The sequence below is a fragment of the Thermoflexus sp. genome (assembly GCF_040289485.1).
Taxonomy (GTDB): domain Bacteria; phylum Chloroflexota; class Anaerolineae; order Thermoflexales; family Thermoflexaceae; genus Thermoflexus.
In genome coordinates, this window is the sequence record NZ_PSLG01000006.1 from 17,617 (window position 1) to 33,665 (window position 16,049).

The window sequence follows — 16,049 nt, forward strand, 5'->3', positions numbered from 1 at the left end:
GTTTTCGGGGGGAAGTGGGGGCCGCGGCCGGGCCCCCGGCGGCATCCGCCGAACCCTCGATTTTCCCCGGCGAGGCGCCGGGTTAGCCCCGCAGCGCGGGGAACCGCCTCCCTCGTCACCCGACCGGGAGGCCGGTCGGGCCAGGCGCTGGCTTCCCCCCGTCTTCGCGGATGGTGGACCTCACCGCTTGCAACCTCCTCTCGCCGTTGTTGGTCCGGGGCTTATGATAGCGCAAAACGCTGCCGTCGGCACAGCGTCCATCGGACTGTGCTATCATGGCCTTGAGGTCGAAGCTCCCACCGAGCTGACGGTGCTGCCGCCGGGGGTTTCTCTCTGGGGGCTGGGTGGAGCGGCCGGGGGAGGGCGCGGTGAAGCGCGAGCGGCTGGTGCAGGAGTTGTTGGCGGTCTTCGGCCCGCGGGGGGTGCTCTGGGAGCCTCATCAGCTCCTCCTCTACGAGTATGATGCCTCCATCGACAAGGGCCGCCCCGACGTGGTGGTCTTCCCAACCTCCACCGCACAGGTGGTGGCGGCTGTCCGCATCGCCCATCGCTACGGCCTGCCCATCGTGGTGCGGGGGGCGGGGACCGGCCTGAGCGGCGGGGCGGTGGCCGACCAGGGCGGGTTGATGATCGTGACCACCCGTATGCGCCGCATCCTGGAGATCGATCCGGTGAACCTGCGGGCGGTGGTGGAGCCGGGGGTGATCAACCTGGCGGTCTCCCAGGCGGCGGCGGCCTACGGCCTGACCTACGCGCCGGACCCCTCGAGCCAGAAGGCGTGCACCATCGGGGGCAACGTGGCCGAGAACTCGGGCGGCCCCCATTGCCTGGCCTACGGGGTGACCACCCACCACGTCCTGGGCCTGGAGGTGGTCCTCCCCGACGGGGAGGTCATCGAGGTGGGGGGGCGGGCTTGCGACTGGCCGGGTTACGACCTGACCGGGCTGATGGTGGGCTCGGAGGGCACCCTGGGCATTGTCACGAAGGCGGTCCTCCGCCTGCTGCCGGCGCCGGAGGCGGTGGTGACGCTGCTGGCTGTCTTCGACACCGTGGACCAGGCCAGCGAGGCGGTCTCAGCCATCATCGCCGACGGCACCATCCCCGGCGCCATCGAGATGATGGACCACACGGCGATCCAGGCGGTGGAGAGCGCCAAGCGCTGCGGCTATCCCATGGACGCCGGGGCGGTCCTCTTGATCGATGTGGAAGGGGTGTCGGAGGGGCTCGAGGACCTGGCCCGCCACATCGCGCGGATCTGCGAGCATTACGACGCCCGGGAGGTGCGCATCGCCACCGACCCCGCCGAGCGGGAGCGGTTGTGGTCCGGCCGCAAGGGGGCCTTCGGGGCGATGGGGCGGTTGGCCCCCAATTATCTGGTTCAGGACGGCGTGGTGCCCCGCGATCAGTTGCCGAGGGTGCTGCGGCGGATCCAGGAGATCGGCCGGCGCTACGGCCTCACCATCGCCAACGTGTTCCACGCGGGCGACGGCAACCTCCACCCGCTGATCCTCTTCGACGAGCGGGACCCCGAGATGACACGGCGGGCGGTGGAGGCCGGCGCGGAGATCATCCGGGTCTGCGTGGAGGCCGGAGGGACCCTCACGGGGGAGCACGGGGTGGGCCTGGAGAAACGGGACCTGATGCCGCTGCTCTTCTCCCCGGCCGATCTGGAGGCCATGGCTCGGATCAAGGCGGCCTTCAACCCGGAGAACCGCTTGAACCCTTGTAAGATGTTCCCGGCAACCAAGATGTGCCTGGAGACGTGGGGCCGGCGCAAGGCCCGGGACGCCTTGCCCATCCGATCCGGCCCTTCCACCCCTTCCCCCCTGGAGGAGGAACTGTGGATCTGACGGCGTGGGGAGGGCCTCTGGCGCCTCCCGTGCTGCGGCCGACGACGGTGGAGGAGGTGGCGGCGGGGTTGCGGGAGGCCGCCCGGGCTGGATGGACGGTGGTCCCCCGCGGCAGCGGTCTCCACCAGGGCTACGGCTACGCGCCCTCCCGCGCGGATCGGATCCTGGATCTCACGGCCCTGCGGCGGGTCCTGCGGCATCGCCCGGCCAACCTCACGGTCCGGGTGGAGGCCGGGATCCAGCTGGGGGAACTGAACGCCCTGCTGGCGGAGCACGGCCAGTGGCTTCCGCTGGACCCTCCCTTGGGGGCCCAGGCGACCATCGGGGGGATCCTGGCGACCGGCCTGAGCGGCCCGTTGCGGGCCCGCTATGGCTCTGCCCGGGATCTCCTGATCGGCGTCCGCGTCGTCCTCGCTGACGGCACGGTGATCCAGGGCGGGGGCGAGGTGGTGAAGAACGTGGCCGGCTACGATCTGCCCAAACTCTTCCACGGCTCCCTCGGCACGCTGGGGGTGATCGTGGAGGCGGCCTTCAAGTTGTGGCCGCGGCCCCGCGCAGAGGCCACCTGGGCCTTCGGCTTCGCCGAGCCTGGAGCGGCGATGCCGCTCGTCCTGGCCATGCTCCGCCATCCGGGGTTCCCGCTAGCGGTCGAACTGGTGGGGGCGGCGGGCTGGGCTGCCCTTCGGGGAACCCTGGACCTTCCAGAGGACCCGCGGGCGCGGGTGTGGGTCTTGGTGCGGGCGGGGGGATGGCCTGCCCAGGTGGATCGGATCGGCCGGGATGCCGAGGCCCTGGCCGCCCCGGCCCGGGTTCGGGTGCGCCTGCCGGAGGCCAACGCCCAGGCCCTCTGGGCCGCTGTACCGGACCTGGCGGCGCTGGCCGATCCGTCCCCACGGGATCGGTTGTGGGTGCGCCTGGGACTGTTGCCGGCCCAGATCCCGGAGGCTATTCCCCTCATCGAGTGGGATGAGGCGGTGGCGGCGCGCTGGCACGCCCACGGGACGGTGGGCCTGGTTTACGCGCAGGGAGTGGGAGATCCGGAGGCCCTGACCCAATGGGGGGAGCGCCTGCAGGGCTTTGCCGTCGCCCAGGGCGGGCACTTCACGATTCTGGGCGGTCCGGAACCCTTGAAGCGGCGCCTCGGCCTGTGGGCGCCCCAGCGGCCGGAGCGGGCAGTGATGCAGCGCCTCAAGGCGCAACTGGACCCCGAGGGTCGGCTGAACCCCGGACGTCTGGGATGGTAAGGGGGTGACAGGCCGATGGCCTGCCTCTTCTGCCAGATCGCGCGGGGGGAGGCCCCCGCTTACCGCGTCCTGGAGGACGAAGCGTCGGTGGCCTTCCTGGACCACCGCCCGCTGTTCCCGGGGCACTGTCTGCTCGTCCCACGGGACCATTATGAGACCCTGATGGATCTGCCCCCCGCGCTGCTGGGGCCCCTGTTCCGAAACGCCCAGGTCCTGGCCCGGGCGATGGAGGTGGCGCTGGGGGCGGAAGGCTCTTTCGTGGCCATCAACAACCGGGTGAGCCAAAGCGTCCCCCATGTGCATATCCACATCGTGCCCCGGCGGAAAGGGGACGGCCTGCGCGGCTTCTTCTGGCCCCGCCAGCGCTATCGCAGCGCGGCGGAGATGGAGGCGGTTCAGAAGGCCCTGCGGGAAGCGATCGAACGGCTGCAGGTGGGGGAAGGCTCCGCAGAGCCCCAGCGTTGAGGCGGAGTCCGGCATTTCCGAGGGAGGAGGGGACGGATGGCGGCGCGGCCGGCTGCGAAAGGGGTTCCGATCGCGCTCCATGAGACGGTCCCGTGGCGGGGGTTCACCTCCGAGGATCCCCCGGACTACGCGGAGATCCTGCGCTGCACTCACTGCGGGATGTGCCTGAACCAATGTCCGACCTTTCGGGTGCTGGGGTGGGAGCCGGACTCGCCGCGGGGGCGGATCTATCTGATGCGGGCGGTGGCGGAGGGCCGTCTGGAGATCAACCCGGATTTCCGGGAGCACATGGAGGTCTGCCTGGCCTGTCGGGCCTGTCAGACCGCCTGCCCGGCCAGCGTGGCCTTCGGCCGCCTGGTTGAGGCCGCGCGGTGGCAGGTCCGCCAGACCCTTCCGATGTCCCTGGGGGAGCGGATCGCGCGCTGGGTGGTTTTCGCGGGCCTTCTGGCGCGCCCGGCGCTGCTGCGGCTGCTCACCTGGGGGCTGTGGGCCTATCACACCACCGGATTGCGGCGTCTGGCCCGGCGGTCCGGGATCCTGGGCCGGCTCCCGGCGCCGCTGCGGACGATGGAGGGGATGCTCCCCGAGCGGATCCCCTTCCGGACCATGCCCACCGGCCGGGTGTATCCGGCGGTGGGGGAACGGCGGGGTCGGGTGGCGCTGCTGGCCGGTTGTGTGATGCGGACGCTGCTGGCGCCCATCCAGGAGGCCACCATCCGAGTGCTCACGCGGCAGGGCTTCGAGGTGGTGGTGCCAGCCGGCCAGGGGTGTTGCGGGGCCCTGCACGCTCACGCCGGGGAGCGGGAGATGGCGCGGGCCCTGGCCCGTCGCAACCTTGCTGTCTTCATGCGGGAGGAAGTGGACGCGATCCTGGTCAACGCCGCCGGATGCGGGGTAGCGATGAAAGAATACGGGGAATGGCTCGGCCGCGATCCCCGCTGGGCGGCAGCCGCGCGGGCCTTCAGCACGCGGGTGCGGGATGTGACCGAGTTCTTGGACGCGGCGGGCCTCCGCCCACTCCCGCGCCGCCTGGCCGGGAAGGCCGTCTATCAGGATCCGTGCCATCTGGCCCACGGGCAGGGGGTGCGGGCACAGCCGCGCCGCCTGCTGCAGGCCGTGGGCCTCACCGTGATCGATCTCCCGGATGGGGATGTGTGCTGCGGCAGCGCGGGGATCTACAACGTGACCCATCCGGAGATCGCAGCCGCCCTGTTGGCGGAGAAGGTGCAGGCCGTCCAGCGCCTGGCGCCGCAACGGGTGGTGACGGCCAACGCAGGCTGCTTGCTGCAACTGGCCATGGGCCTGCGCCAGGCCGGCCTGGCCCTCCCGGTCCAACACGTGGTGGAGGTGCTGGACGAGGCCGGGGCCTGAGGCCCTAGGCGGCGGGGGTGGGGAGGCCGCGGGCGGCCTCCAGGGCGGGCAGATACATTTCCTGGAGGTATTCCTTCAGCATCCGCCGGGTGTTGAAGAACGGCGCCAGGGAGCGGATGGACTCCTTGACCATGCGCAGCCAGCGGTGGGGGATGCCGTCGGCTTCGACGTCGTAGTAGAGGGGGACCACCGCCTTCTCCAGCAACTCGTAGAGGGAGGCCGCATCCGCCTCGTCCTGGGCCTGGGGGTCCTCATACTCTCGGTCCTCGCCGATGGCCCATCCGTTGGCCCCATTGTAGCCCTCCCGCCACCAGCCGTCCAGCACGCTCAGGTTGAGGACGCCGTTCCAGGCGGCCTTCTGGCCGCTGGTCCCGCTGGCCTCCAGGGGGCGCCGCGGCGTGTTCAGCCAGACGTCCACGCCCTGGACCAGGTGGCGGGCCACCTCCATGTCGTAATCTTCGATGAAGACGATGCGGCCGCCGAAGGAGGGATCCTTGATCAGGCGGTAGATCTCCTGGATCAAGCGCTTGGCCGGCTCGTCGGCTGGATGGGCCTTGCCGGCCAGGAGGATCTGGACGGGGCGATAGGGATCGTTCACCAGCCGCCGCAGGCGGTCCGGATCCCGGAAGAGCAAGTAGGCCCGTTTGTAGAGGGCGAAGCGCCGGGCGAAGCCGATGGTCAGGGCGTAAGGGTCCAGAAGCACCCCGGAGGCCACGATCTGGATCGGGGGGACATGGTTGCGCTGCCAGCGGCGGCGGGCGCGCTCCCGCATGAAGGCGATCAACTTGCGCTTCAGGTGCCGCCGGACTGTCCACAGCTCCTCATCGGGGATCTCGAGCACCCGTTCCCAAACGGCGGGGTCGTCGAGGCGCTCCAGCCAGTCCGGCCCCAGGTAACGTTGGTAGAGCAGCCGCATCCGGCGGGCCAGCCACGTACCCACGTGGACGCCGTTGGTGATGTGGCGAATGGGGACGCTCTCCACGGGCCGGTCGGGCCACAGCTGGGCCCACATCCGGCGGGTCACCTGGCCGTGGAGCTCGCTGACCGCGTTGCGGTGATCGGCGAACCGCAGGGCCAGGACGGTCATGTTGAACGTGGGGCCCCAGGGCTCGTCCTGACGGGCCAGTTCGCAGAACTCCTTGAAGGAGAGCCCGAGTTGCTCCCAGTAGCCGGCGAAGACCCGTTCGACCAAAGAGAGGGAAAAGCGGTCGTGGCCTGCCGGGACCGGGGTGTGGGTGGTGAAGACGGTGGTGGCCCGCACGCGGGCGGCGGCCTCCTCGAAGGAGAGCCCCGCGGAGCGATGCTCCCGCAGCCGTTCCAGAACCGAGAAGGCGGAGTGCCCTTCGTTCAGGTGCCAGACCGCCGGACGGATCCCCATGGCCCGCAGCGCCCGCACGCCCCCGATGCCCAGGATCATCTCCTGAGCGATCCGCCGCTCCGGATCCCCATCATACAGCCGGGCCGATAGTTCGCGGTCCGCCGGATCGTTCTCCGGCAGATCGGTGTCCAGCAGATAGAGGGGGACGCGCCCCACGGAGAGGCGCCAGATCCGCGCCCGGACCGGCCGGCCGGCGATCTCCACTGTCACCTGCAGTGGCCCGCCGTCGGGGCCCAAGACCGGAGCGAGGGGCAGGTTCTCGAGGTCTAGCCGCTCGTAGAGGGCCTCCTGCCATCCGTCCTCGGTGATGCGCTGCGTGAAGTAGCCGTTCTGATACAGCAACCCGAGGCCGACGAGCGGCACGCCCAGGTCGCTGGCTTCCTTCAGGTGGTCCCCTGCCAGCACCCCCAGCCCCCCGGCGTAAACCGGGAAGGCTTCGTGGATGCCGAACTCGGTGGAGAAATAGGCGATCGAGAGGCCGGCGTGCTCCGGATAGGTCCGGGCGAACCAGGTCTCCCCGGCCATAGCGCGATCGAACTCGGCCAGCACCCGGTCATAGAGTTCCAAGTAGGCCGGGCTCTGGGCCGCCGCGTTCAAGCGGGCCCGCTCGGCCTGCCGCAACAGGGCCACGGGGTTGTGGCGGACCTCCTCCCAGCGCACGGGATCCAGGCGCTGGAACAGCCGCTGGGCCTCCGGCTGCCAGGTCCACCACAAGTTGCCGGCCAGGTCCGCCAGCCGGGCGATGCGCTTGGGCAACGTAGACCCGTTCGGACGGGGTTCCATCCGCGCCTCCCACGCCTGCCGCTGGAGGGCTGCGGGCAGAAAGGATCCTTTCGCCTCCAGTAAAGCGCTTTTGGATTTTATCCCGCTTCGGGGCTGGGTTCAATCCCCCGGGGGTCCGGGGGCAGGATCTCCGGGTAGACGGTGCATCGGTGGTGAAGGGCCTCCTGGCACCGCTCGGGCAGGTCCGCGGGCGGGGTCCAGCCCAGGCGGCGGAGGGCCCGGGCCAGGTGACAGAGGGGGAGCCCGACGACGGCGGCGTAGCAGCCCGTCACCGCGGCGGCAGGCCGGAAGGTGGGGTGCTGGATCGCATAGGCCCCGGCTTTGTCGAAGGGGTCCCCGCTGGCCACATAGGCCTCGATCTCCTCATCGCGGTACGGACGCATCGTCACGCGGGTGGAGGCCACCTCCACCTGTCGCCGCCCGGGGGGCGGGGGGAGCACCACCAGGGCCGTGTGAACCCAGTGAGGGGCGTTCCGCAGGGCCTGAAGCATCTCCCGGGCCTCGGCGGCGTCGCGGGGCTTGCCCAGGATCCGGCCCCCCAGGTCGACCACCGTGTCGGCGGCCAGGATCAGGGCCTCCGGGGCGTGGCGGGCGGCGGCCTGGGCCTTGGCCTCGGCGAGACGAACGGCGCAGGCAATGGGGTCCTCCCCAGGCCGCGGGGCCTCATCGACCGCCACGGGCATGGGTTCCACCGGATGCCCGAGGAGTTGGATCAAGGCGCGACGTCGGGGAGAGGCGGAAGCCAGGATCCAGCGCGCGGGGATCATGGATTCGGGTGCGCTCGGAGGTAGTCCTCGAACATCTCCCGGAAGGGCTCGACCATGATCTCGAAGGAAGAATGATCGAAGGCGCCGGCGATGTAGATCGTGGCCCCCAGCACGTAATCGTCCTTCTGGAGCTCTTCGTCATACCACCACAGTTGCTTCAAGTAGAAGAAATGAGGATCTCCGTAGCCCTGACGGGCCCAGTAATCCAGGTAGTTCCGCCAGCCCTCGGAGGGCGGGCCTTGGAAGGTGGGCACGTTGTCGATCCCGGTCTCGGTGATCACGATGGGAACCCGGTAGGCAGGCGGGACTATATAGCGATACGCCTTGCGATACCGGAGGGTGAACCAACCCTCTCCGGTCTGCGGATCCACTCCCGCGTCCATGGTCGGCGCGTTGTATTCGTGGAGGCCCAGGAGGCCGCCCAGTTGTTTCGCCACCTGGAGGGCGGGCAGGAAGTCCACCCACAGTTCCAGGTCAGGGGAGCCGTTGGGGAAGTTCCCGATGACGCATTTCAGCCCCCGCTCGGCCATCAACTTCATCCGCTCGATCTCGAACTGGGCGTAGAGCCGCATCACCTCGTGGTTGTGGGGGCGTGGCTCGTTGTGGCCCTCCCAGTAGTCGATGTGCGGATGGGCCAGATAGCGGTCCATGAACTGGTGGACATACCACTCCGCCGCCGCCCGCATGTCCGTCCGGCCGTCCCGGATGTGTTCCCCGAAATCGAAGTTGTGGAAGATGCGGCCGATGAGGACGGTGTTGGGCGATTTCGCCTTGATCTCCGGCGCCTGCCCGAAGTCGTCGATGATCTTTACCACCCGCATGCGGGTGTTGATGATCAGGTTGACGATGTGGAGGTCCCGGAACCACTGGACCACGATCCCCAGTTTGCTGGGCCGGGGGAACATCGGCCACGGGGTCTTCGTCGGCGTCGGGGCGGGCGTCGGGGAGGCGGGGAGGGGCGTGTCGGTGGGGATGGGCGTGGCCGAGGGCCACGGCGTGGGGCGCGCGCCTGGCCCGGGGGGGATGGTGGGGGAAGGCGTGGGCGTCTGCCCGCCCAGGGCCCTGCGGCAGGCCCCTGCCGCCACCCCAAGGCCCATCCCACCGATCCACTTCAAGAACGCCCGTCGGGTCCAGCGCGCCATGTCCACGTCCTCCGGGTTGTTGAATATTTTATCCGGCCTCCGCGGGCGGGACTGGTTGGCTTTTCCGGGCGATGGCCCACCAGAGGCCGGCGAGCAGCGCGCCCGCCGCCGCAGCGCCTCCGCCGATCCCCACCGAGCGGGGGCGGAACTGCATCGTCACCCGGTGGGTCCCCCGAGGCACCCAGACGCCCCGGAAGACGGCGTTGGTCCGGTAGATCGGCGCCGGGCGTTCGTCCACCTGGGCCTCCCAGACCGGATAGAGGGCATCCGAGAGGACGAGGAGGGCGGCCTGGTCGGTGTGGACAATCAGTTGGACGGTGTGCGGCGTGTATCGGACGACCTCGATGCGGCCGCTGCCGGCGCCGTTTAAGGACGGGCCGTTTTCCACCAGGGCGATCGTCTCCGGGCGGAAGTCGGGGCGCAGGACGCCTTCCAGGGCCTCGCCGTAGGTGCGCACGACCACCGTCCGGTAAACCAGCCAGGCCCGCGGGAGGGCCCGGGTGTGGAGGTGGATGTCCACGGCCGGGTGGTCGGTGAACACCGGCCAGATGCCCTCTCCCCCCGGGGGCGCCCCTTTGGGCACGATGAGGTATTTCACCCCCAGCATGCGATAGGCCGGGTGGGCGGCCGTGGGGATCCGCCAGCGCAAGACGTTGAACTCCCGGAGTTCCATCGGGTTCCCGGTCCCCTGGGGCACCTCGAAGCCAGCCGCCTGCAACGCGGCCGGCGGCCAGATTCGGCTGGCGGCTCCGTCCACGTCCACGCGGAACCATCCGGGATCGGCGTGCAGGAAGGCCAGGGGCGCCGAGAAGTCATGGGCGGGGGGACGCGGGCCGGCCTCCACCCGGGCGCCGCTGGCGATCAATTCGACGGCCAGGAGGGCCGGCAGGGCAGCCCTCCAGACCCGCTGTCGGCCCATCATGGCCAAGATCCCCGCCGTGCCCCAGGCCAGGGCGGCCGCGGCCCGCAGGCCTCCCACCGCCCGGGCTCGGGGATCGCCCAGAGGGGCGCTGGCCGCCAGGGCCGGGGCAACCATCCAAAGGACCAGCCCCCCCAGGGCCAGGGTCAGCGTCCAACCTCGGCGGAAGGTGGCAGAACGCTGAAGGTGATGGATCCCCAGGGCTGCCCCGATGGCCAGGACGAAAGCCAGGAGGTAGGCGATCCGCCCGGTCTTCCCGATCCGGGCCAGCAGGTCCACCCGGGCGATCAGCGGGCCGAAGGGCCCGTGGTATCCTAGAGCGAAGAGCCCGACGAGGATCCCCAGCAGAACCAAGAACCCCGTGCGGGCGCGGCCGCGGTCCGCCAGGAAGCCCGGGAGGGCGAGGTAGAGGGCCACCGCCCCGACGTAGGCGCTTTCGATCCGTCCCCAGGGCCCCCAGAAGAAGGCCGCGCCCCGGCCGTGGACCCATGGGGAGAGCAGGTCGAGGAACATCTCCGGTGGCCACTGGTAGCTCCGATCGTAGGAGAGTTGCAGGCCAGCCCGTTCGGTGAAGGGATAGCGCTCCAGGGCCGGGAGGTAGGCAGGGAGCGTCAGGGCCACGGCGATCCCCCCGATGCCGAGCAGGATCCCTGCGCGCTGGAGCGCCGCGGCGCGGGGCGGCTCGCCGATCCGCCAGAGGGCATAAAGCCCCAGGGCCCCCCCGCCGTAGAGGACCGTCTGGGGATGGCCCCCGAGGCCCAGGAGGGCGAGGGGGAGGGCGGCTTGGGGGGCCCAGGTTGGGTTTTCCAGGGCCCTATCGAGGGCCCAGAAGGCCCACGGGAGCCAGGCGAGGCTGTCGTTGATCTGGGGATGGCCTAGGTGGACGATGAAGGGATCCGCGAACATATAGGCGACGGCCCCGGTCAAGGCAGCCGTCGGCCCCAACCGCCAGCGGGGGGACCGGCGGAGGTAGCCATACATCCCCAGGCCGCCGATCAAAAGCGGCCAGGCGACGCGGAGGTGGACCAGGGTCTCGGGAAGGGGATGGATGGCGAAGAGCAAACCGTTCATCGGGTTGAACAAGCCATACTGGGGCTCCGCGGCGATGGGATCCCCGGCCATGATCCGGGGATCCCAGAGGGGGAAGATCCCCTTCCGGAGGGATTCGCCGACGAAGGACCACACCGGATACAGTTGAAGCCACAGATCCCCTCCTTTGGAGGCAATGGCGTAGCCGCCGAGCCATACCGGCCAGAAGAAGAGCCCCCAGAGGCCAAACAGAAAGACAAGACCCCCGCGCGCAGCGCGTCGGCGTTGCATGCGCGATCTCCTTTCGCCGGTTGCCTTCGACGCCCGGTGGGCCCGGGGGTCGCCCTTTATTTTAATGCGGGGTTACCCTGAGGCGCGGGGACGGGGCGGGATCATACTGCACCGGACCGCCTCCTGGGACGCCGCCCGGTTTCTTCATTCGCGGTCATTCCGTGTATGATTTGTGGAGGGAAGCCGTTCAAATCAACCGGACAGATCCGAAGGCGGCCCTCTGGATGCGGCACCGGATCGGGATCGCCTTGGGCGGGGGCGGGGTGCGGGGGTTTGCCCACATTCGAGTCCTCCGCGTTTTGCTGGAGGCCGGCTGGCGGCCGGAGGTGGTCACCGGCACCAGCGCGGGGGGCATCGTGGGCGGGCTGTTCGCCGCTGGCTGGTCTCCTGAGGCGATCGAGGCGCTGGCCCGTCGGATCGGCTGGCGGCTCTTTATGCGGCTGGATCCGAGCGGGATGGGCTTGATCCATCCAGAGCCGTTGAGGCGGCTGTTGCGCCAAGCGGTGGGCACGGTCCGCATGGAGGATCTTCCCCTCCGGTTCGCGGCGGTGGCGGTGGATCTGGACACCGGCGAGGAGGTCTGGCTGGATCGGGGGCCGCTGGTGGAGGCCATGCTGGCCACCAGCGCCTTCCCGGGGGTTTTCCCGCCGGTGCTCTGGGAGGGGCGGCGCCTGGTGGACGGAGGCGTCCTGAACCCTTTGCCGGTGGATGTGGCCCGTCATCTGGGAGCCACCTTCGTTATCGGGGTGGACCTCTCGGCGGTGGATGATCCATCGGGAGACCGCCGGTTCCCGGAGAGGTTGCCGGGCCCGTTGCTGGTGCGCTGGTTGACCCGTCGGGCTCGGTGGAGCCGGGCCCTGGAGGTGGTCTTTGGGTCCGTAGGGATCATGGCCCGGCGCCTCGCGGAGGCCCGCCTGGCGCAAGTCCCTCCCGATGGGCTGATCCGGGTTCCGACGGGGGATATCCCGGTGTTCGCCCTGGATCTGGCGCCGGAGATCCTGGAGCGGGGGGAGCGGGCGGCCCGGAGGGCCCTTCCTGGGCTCGCGCGGGCGATGGCCCGGCCCCGCTGGTTGCGACGGCTCTTTCCACAGATCGCCGGCCCATAGGGAGGCGGGGGGATGCGGACCATCCGGATCATGATCGTCGACGACCACGAGGTGGTGCGGGTGGGTCTTCGGGCGTTGCTGGAGCGCCGCCCGGATTTCCGGGTGGTGGCGGAGGCCGGATCGGCGGGGGAGGCGGTGCAGAAGGCCTTGGACCACCGGCCGGACGTGGTGGTGATGGACATCCGCCTTCCCGGGGGGAACGGCATCGAGGCCACGCGGCGGATCGTGGAGGCCCTGCCCGAGACCCGGGTGATCATGCTCACTTCTTACGCTGAGGACGAGTTGCTCCTGGAGGCCATCGAGGCCGGGGCCTCCGGATACGTGTTGAAGCAGATCGGCAGCGACGAACTGGTGACGGCCATCGAGCGGGTCGCCCGAGGGGAGGCCCTCATCGACCCCTCCATGACCCCCAAGTTGCTCCGCCACTTGCGGGCGGCCCGGCGCAGCGCCATGGCGTCCGCCTTCAAGGATCTCACGGAGCAGGAGCTGCGGGTGCTCGCCCTGATCGCCGAGGGGAAGACCAACCGCGAGATCGCCCAGACGCTGTTCCTCAGCGAGGGGACGGTGCGCAACTACGTGAGCAGCATCCTCAGCAAACTTGGCCTCTCGAACCGGGCCGAGGCGGCCGCCTACGCGGTGGAGCACAACATCCGCGCCTACCTGGATACGGAGGGAGGGGGCAGCTGACGGATGGATGGGAGGAGTCCCTGGGCCTTCGGCCTCGTCCTGCTGCTGGGCCTGGCCCTGCGTGCCTGGATCGGCGCGGCGGAGGCAGCGATCCGGGCGCTCCCCCCGCAGAAGCGCCAGGCTTGGGTTCGGGAGGGGCGTTTCCTGGCCGCCCTCCTGGATCGCCTGGCGGAGGAGAGCACGGTCCGCCTCCAGACCTTGCGGCTGTCCTTCCTCTTGCTGGATGTGGCGGTGGCCGGGTGGGGGACGTTCTGGCTGTTCCAGGGCCACGGGCCTTCCTGGGCGATGGTCCTGTTCTGGCTGGGGCTGGCGGGGTGGCTGCACGGGCCCGGGGAGGCCTGGCCGCGGGCGCTGGGGGCTCGTTACGCGGAGCCGTTGTCCCTTCCCGCCGCAGCCACCCTGGCCGCGGTCCGGGGGGTCCTCGCGCCGCTGCGGCGTCTGGCGGAAGGGCTGAGCCCGCGGGCCGGCGGGCGGGGGGCTCCCCTGATCGACGAGGCGGTGCTGCGGACCATGGTGGACGCCGGGGAGGAGGGCGGGGCCATCGAGGCCACCGAGAAGGAGATGATCGTCTCGATCTTCGAACTCCATGATACCGTGGTCGGCGAGATTATGGTCCCGCGCCCCGATATGGTGGCCATCCCGGTTCACGCCTCCCTGGACGAGGCCCTCAACGTGATCCTCCAGGCCGGGTATTCCCGCATCCCGGTTTACGAGGGCACCGTGGACCACATCGTGGGTGTGCTTTACGCCAAGGACCTGCTCCGCCTGTTGCGGGATGGGGTGCGGGAGGCCTCCCTGGCGGAGCTGTTGCGCCCGCCCTACTTCGTCCCGGAGGGCAAGCGCATCGTGGACCTGCTCCGGGAGATGCAGCAGCGGAAGGTGCATATGGCCATCGTTGTGGACGAATACGGGGGCGTGGCCGGGCTGGTGACCATCGAGGACATCCTGGAGGAGATCGTCGGCGAGATCCAGGACGAGTTCGACCGCTCCGAGGAGCCTTTGGTGTTGCCCTTGGACGCCCATACGTATCTCTTCGATGGGCGGGTGGATCTCGATGAGGCGCGAGAGGTGCTGGGGGCGGCGCTGCCGACGGAGGGCGCCGACACCCTGGCCGGCTACGTCTACGAGCGGCTGGGGCGCATCCCCGCGGTCGGCGAGACCTTTGTTGAGGAGGGCCTGGAGTTCCGCGTCGAGGAGGTCCTCGGGCGCCGCATCCGCAAGATCCGGGTCCGGCGCGGGGAGCCGGCCGAGGGATCCGGCTGAATATCCCCTGAGGGGAAAGGGCGGCCATGGAACGCCAGCCGATCATCTCGTTCCGCCGGGTGAACAAGTGGTTCGGGAACCTGCATGTGTTGCGGGACATCACCCTGGACATCTACGAGGGTGAGGTGGTGGTGATCTTCGGGCCCAGCGGCAGCGGCAAGAGCACCCTCATCCGGACCATCAACCGCCTGGAGCCCATCGATTCGGGGGAGTTGTGGGTGAATGGGATCCCGGTGCACGACCCGCGGATCAATGTGAACCGGCTCCGCCAGGAGATCGGCATGGTCTTCCAGCAGTTCAACCTCTTCCCCCATCTCACCGTGCTGGAGAACATCATCCTGGGGCCGGTGCATGTCAAGAAGGTTCCCCGGGCGGAGGCCGAGAAACTGGCCATGCAGCTTTTGGAGCGGGTGGGGATCCCGGAGAAGGCCCACGCCTATCCAGCCCAGTTGTCCGGCGGCCAGCAGCAGCGGGTGGCCATCGCCCGGGGGCTGGCCATGCGCCCCAAGATCATGCTCTTCGACGAGCCGACCAGCGCCTTGGACCCTGAGATGATCAAGGAGGTGCTGGATGTGATGGAGGACCTGGCTCGGGAGGGGATGACCATGGTGGTGGTGACCCACGAGATGGGGTTCGCCCGCCACGTGGCCGATCGCATGGTCTTTCTGGAGAGCGGATGCATCGTGGAGATCGGGACCCCGGACGAGATCTTCGAGAGCCCCCGCCACGAGCGCACCCGCGCCTTCCTGAGCCAGGTCTTGCGCCATTAGCGTGGTTCCCCGCGCCCCGGCGCGGGCGAAGGAAACCCTCTGGGAAGGGAGGTGCCTATGCGGTCCATGTGGAAAGCGCTCGTGGGACTTGGGATGGCGCTGGCGTTGTGGGCGGCCGCGTGCCAGGCGCCGGGCGCCGCCCCGCCGGCCAAGAAAGGCCGCGCCCCCCTCGCCCCTCCAGGAACCCTCATGCGCACCATCCAGGATCGCGGCAAACTGATCTGCGGCACCAAATACGACATCCCCACCTTCGGCTACTTGAACCCGAAGACCAATCAGGTGGAGGGCTTCGATGTGGAGATCTGCCGCGCCGTCGCCGAATACATCTTCGGCGATCCCAACGCGGTAGAGATCAAGGAGGCCATCTCCAAGAACCGCATCCCCTTCCTGAAGGAGGGGGTGGTGGACATCGTGGCCTCGACGATGACCATCAACGAGGAGCGTCTCAAGGAGATCGATTTCTCCATCGTCTACTACGTGGCCGGGCAGTCCCTTCTGGTCCCCAAGAACAGCCCGATCAACGGCCTTCAGGACCTCAAGGGCAAGCGGGTGGGCACGGTGAAGGGATCCACTTCCGAGAAGAACATCCGATCCATTTCGGAGAAGCAGGGGCTCCACATCGAGGTGGTGCTCTTCGACACTTACTCGGAGGCGGTGGCCGCCATGGACGCCGGGCGGGTGGACGCGGTGACCACCGACGACATCATCCTCTACGGCTTCGTCCGGCAGGAGCCCGACAAATGGAAAGTGGTGGGCGGCCGCTTCACCGTGGAGCCCTACGGCGTCGGGGTGAAGAAGGGTGAGAAGGAGCTGCTGGAGGCGGTCAACGCGGCGATCCAGGAACTGAAGACCTCCGGTCGCTGGAAGGAGATCTACAAGAAGTGGATCCCCAGCGACACGGTGCCCGAGCCGCCGCCGGACGACTGGCGGGCGGTGGGCCAGCCGTGAGCGCTGCGCCTCCCGGCGGGGGCGGAGAGGGCTCCG

The 16,049-nt window shown here is 69.6% G+C and carries 13 protein-coding genes; 9 read left to right on the forward strand and 4 right to left on the reverse strand.

Going from position 1 to position 16,049, the window contains the following annotated elements; translation table 11 throughout:
- Positions 1 to 368: 368 nt before the first annotated feature.
- From C4313_RS01870 to C4313_RS01885, 4 genes are read left to right on the forward strand one after another with little or no spacing between them, the layout of a single operon-like run.
- Positions 369 to 1,850, forward strand: a complete 1,482-nt coding sequence (locus C4313_RS01870; protein ID WP_352428181.1) for an FAD-binding oxidoreductase — start codon at positions 369 to 371, stop codon at positions 1,848 to 1,850.
- The gene (locus C4313_RS01875) at positions 1,841 to 3,094 is read left to right on the forward strand and encodes an FAD-binding oxidoreductase (RefSeq protein ID WP_352428182.1); all 1,254 of its coding nucleotides are present in this window, start codon (positions 1,841 to 1,843) and stop codon (positions 3,092 to 3,094) included. The genes C4313_RS01870 and C4313_RS01875 overlap by 10 nt, the downstream gene beginning before the upstream one ends.
- 15 nt (positions 3,095 to 3,109) lie before the next feature.
- Entirely contained in the window at positions 3,110 to 3,559 is a 450-nt protein-coding gene (locus C4313_RS01880) for an HIT family protein (RefSeq protein ID WP_352428183.1), read from the forward strand.
- 36 nt (positions 3,560 to 3,595) lie between these two features.
- Entirely contained in the window at positions 3,596 to 4,930 is a 1,335-nt protein-coding gene (locus C4313_RS01885) for a (Fe-S)-binding protein (protein WP_352428184.1), read from the forward strand.
- 4 nt (positions 4,931 to 4,934) lie between these two features.
- Here C4313_RS01885 and glgP read toward each other — a convergent pair whose 3' ends face one another.
- The 4 genes from glgP to C4313_RS01905 form a co-directional block, all read right to left on the reverse strand.
- Positions 4,935 to 7,091, reverse strand: coding sequence for an alpha-glucan family phosphorylase (glgP, locus tag C4313_RS01890; RefSeq protein WP_352428185.1), 2,157 nt, complete (start codon positions 7,089 to 7,091; stop codon positions 4,935 to 4,937).
- 77 nt (positions 7,092 to 7,168) lie between these two features.
- Entirely contained in the window at positions 7,169 to 7,858 is a 690-nt protein-coding gene (locus C4313_RS01895; protein WP_352428186.1) for a Maf family protein, read from the reverse strand.
- A complete protein-coding gene (locus C4313_RS01900) occupies positions 7,855 to 9,000 on the reverse strand; it encodes a hypothetical protein (protein ID WP_352428187.1) in 1,146 nt (381 codons plus the stop codon). The genes C4313_RS01895 and C4313_RS01900 overlap by 4 nt, the downstream gene beginning before the upstream one ends.
- Positions 9,001 to 9,028: 28 nt before the next feature.
- Positions 9,029 to 11,239 (reverse strand): hypothetical protein, encoded by a 2,211-nt coding sequence (locus C4313_RS01905; RefSeq protein ID WP_352428188.1) that lies wholly within the window; start codon positions 11,237 to 11,239, stop codon positions 9,029 to 9,031.
- 224 nt (positions 11,240 to 11,463) lie between these two features.
- Here C4313_RS01905 and C4313_RS01910 point away from each other — a divergent pair, with 224 nt between their 5' ends.
- The 5 genes from C4313_RS01910 to C4313_RS01930 all read left to right on the forward strand — a co-directional run bounded on the left by C4313_RS01910 (position 11,464) and on the right by C4313_RS01930 (position 16,013).
- Complete coding sequence (locus C4313_RS01910) at positions 11,464 to 12,345, forward strand: patatin-like phospholipase family protein (protein WP_352428189.1); 882 nt, start codon at positions 11,464 to 11,466, stop codon at positions 12,343 to 12,345.
- A gap of 12 nt (positions 12,346 to 12,357) precedes the next feature.
- A complete protein-coding gene (locus C4313_RS01915) occupies positions 12,358 to 13,032 on the forward strand; it encodes a response regulator (protein ID WP_352428190.1) in 675 nt (224 codons plus the stop codon).
- A 3-nt stretch (positions 13,033 to 13,035) separates the two neighbouring features.
- Positions 13,036 to 14,295, forward strand: coding sequence for a hemolysin family protein (locus C4313_RS01920; protein ID WP_352428191.1), 1,260 nt, complete (start codon positions 13,036 to 13,038; stop codon positions 14,293 to 14,295).
- A gap of 41 nt (positions 14,296 to 14,336) precedes the next feature.
- On the forward strand, positions 14,337 to 15,065 hold the full coding sequence (locus C4313_RS01925) for an amino acid ABC transporter ATP-binding protein (protein ID WP_352428216.1): 729 nt from the start codon (positions 14,337 to 14,339) through the stop codon (positions 15,063 to 15,065).
- Between the two features lie 66 nt (positions 15,066 to 15,131).
- Positions 15,132 to 16,013 carry a transporter substrate-binding domain-containing protein gene (locus tag C4313_RS01930; RefSeq protein ID WP_352428192.1) on the forward strand — a complete coding sequence of 294 codons (882 nt, stop codon included), beginning with the start codon at positions 15,132 to 15,134 and terminating at the stop codon, positions 16,011 to 16,013.
- Positions 16,014 to 16,049 lie beyond the last annotated feature (36 nt).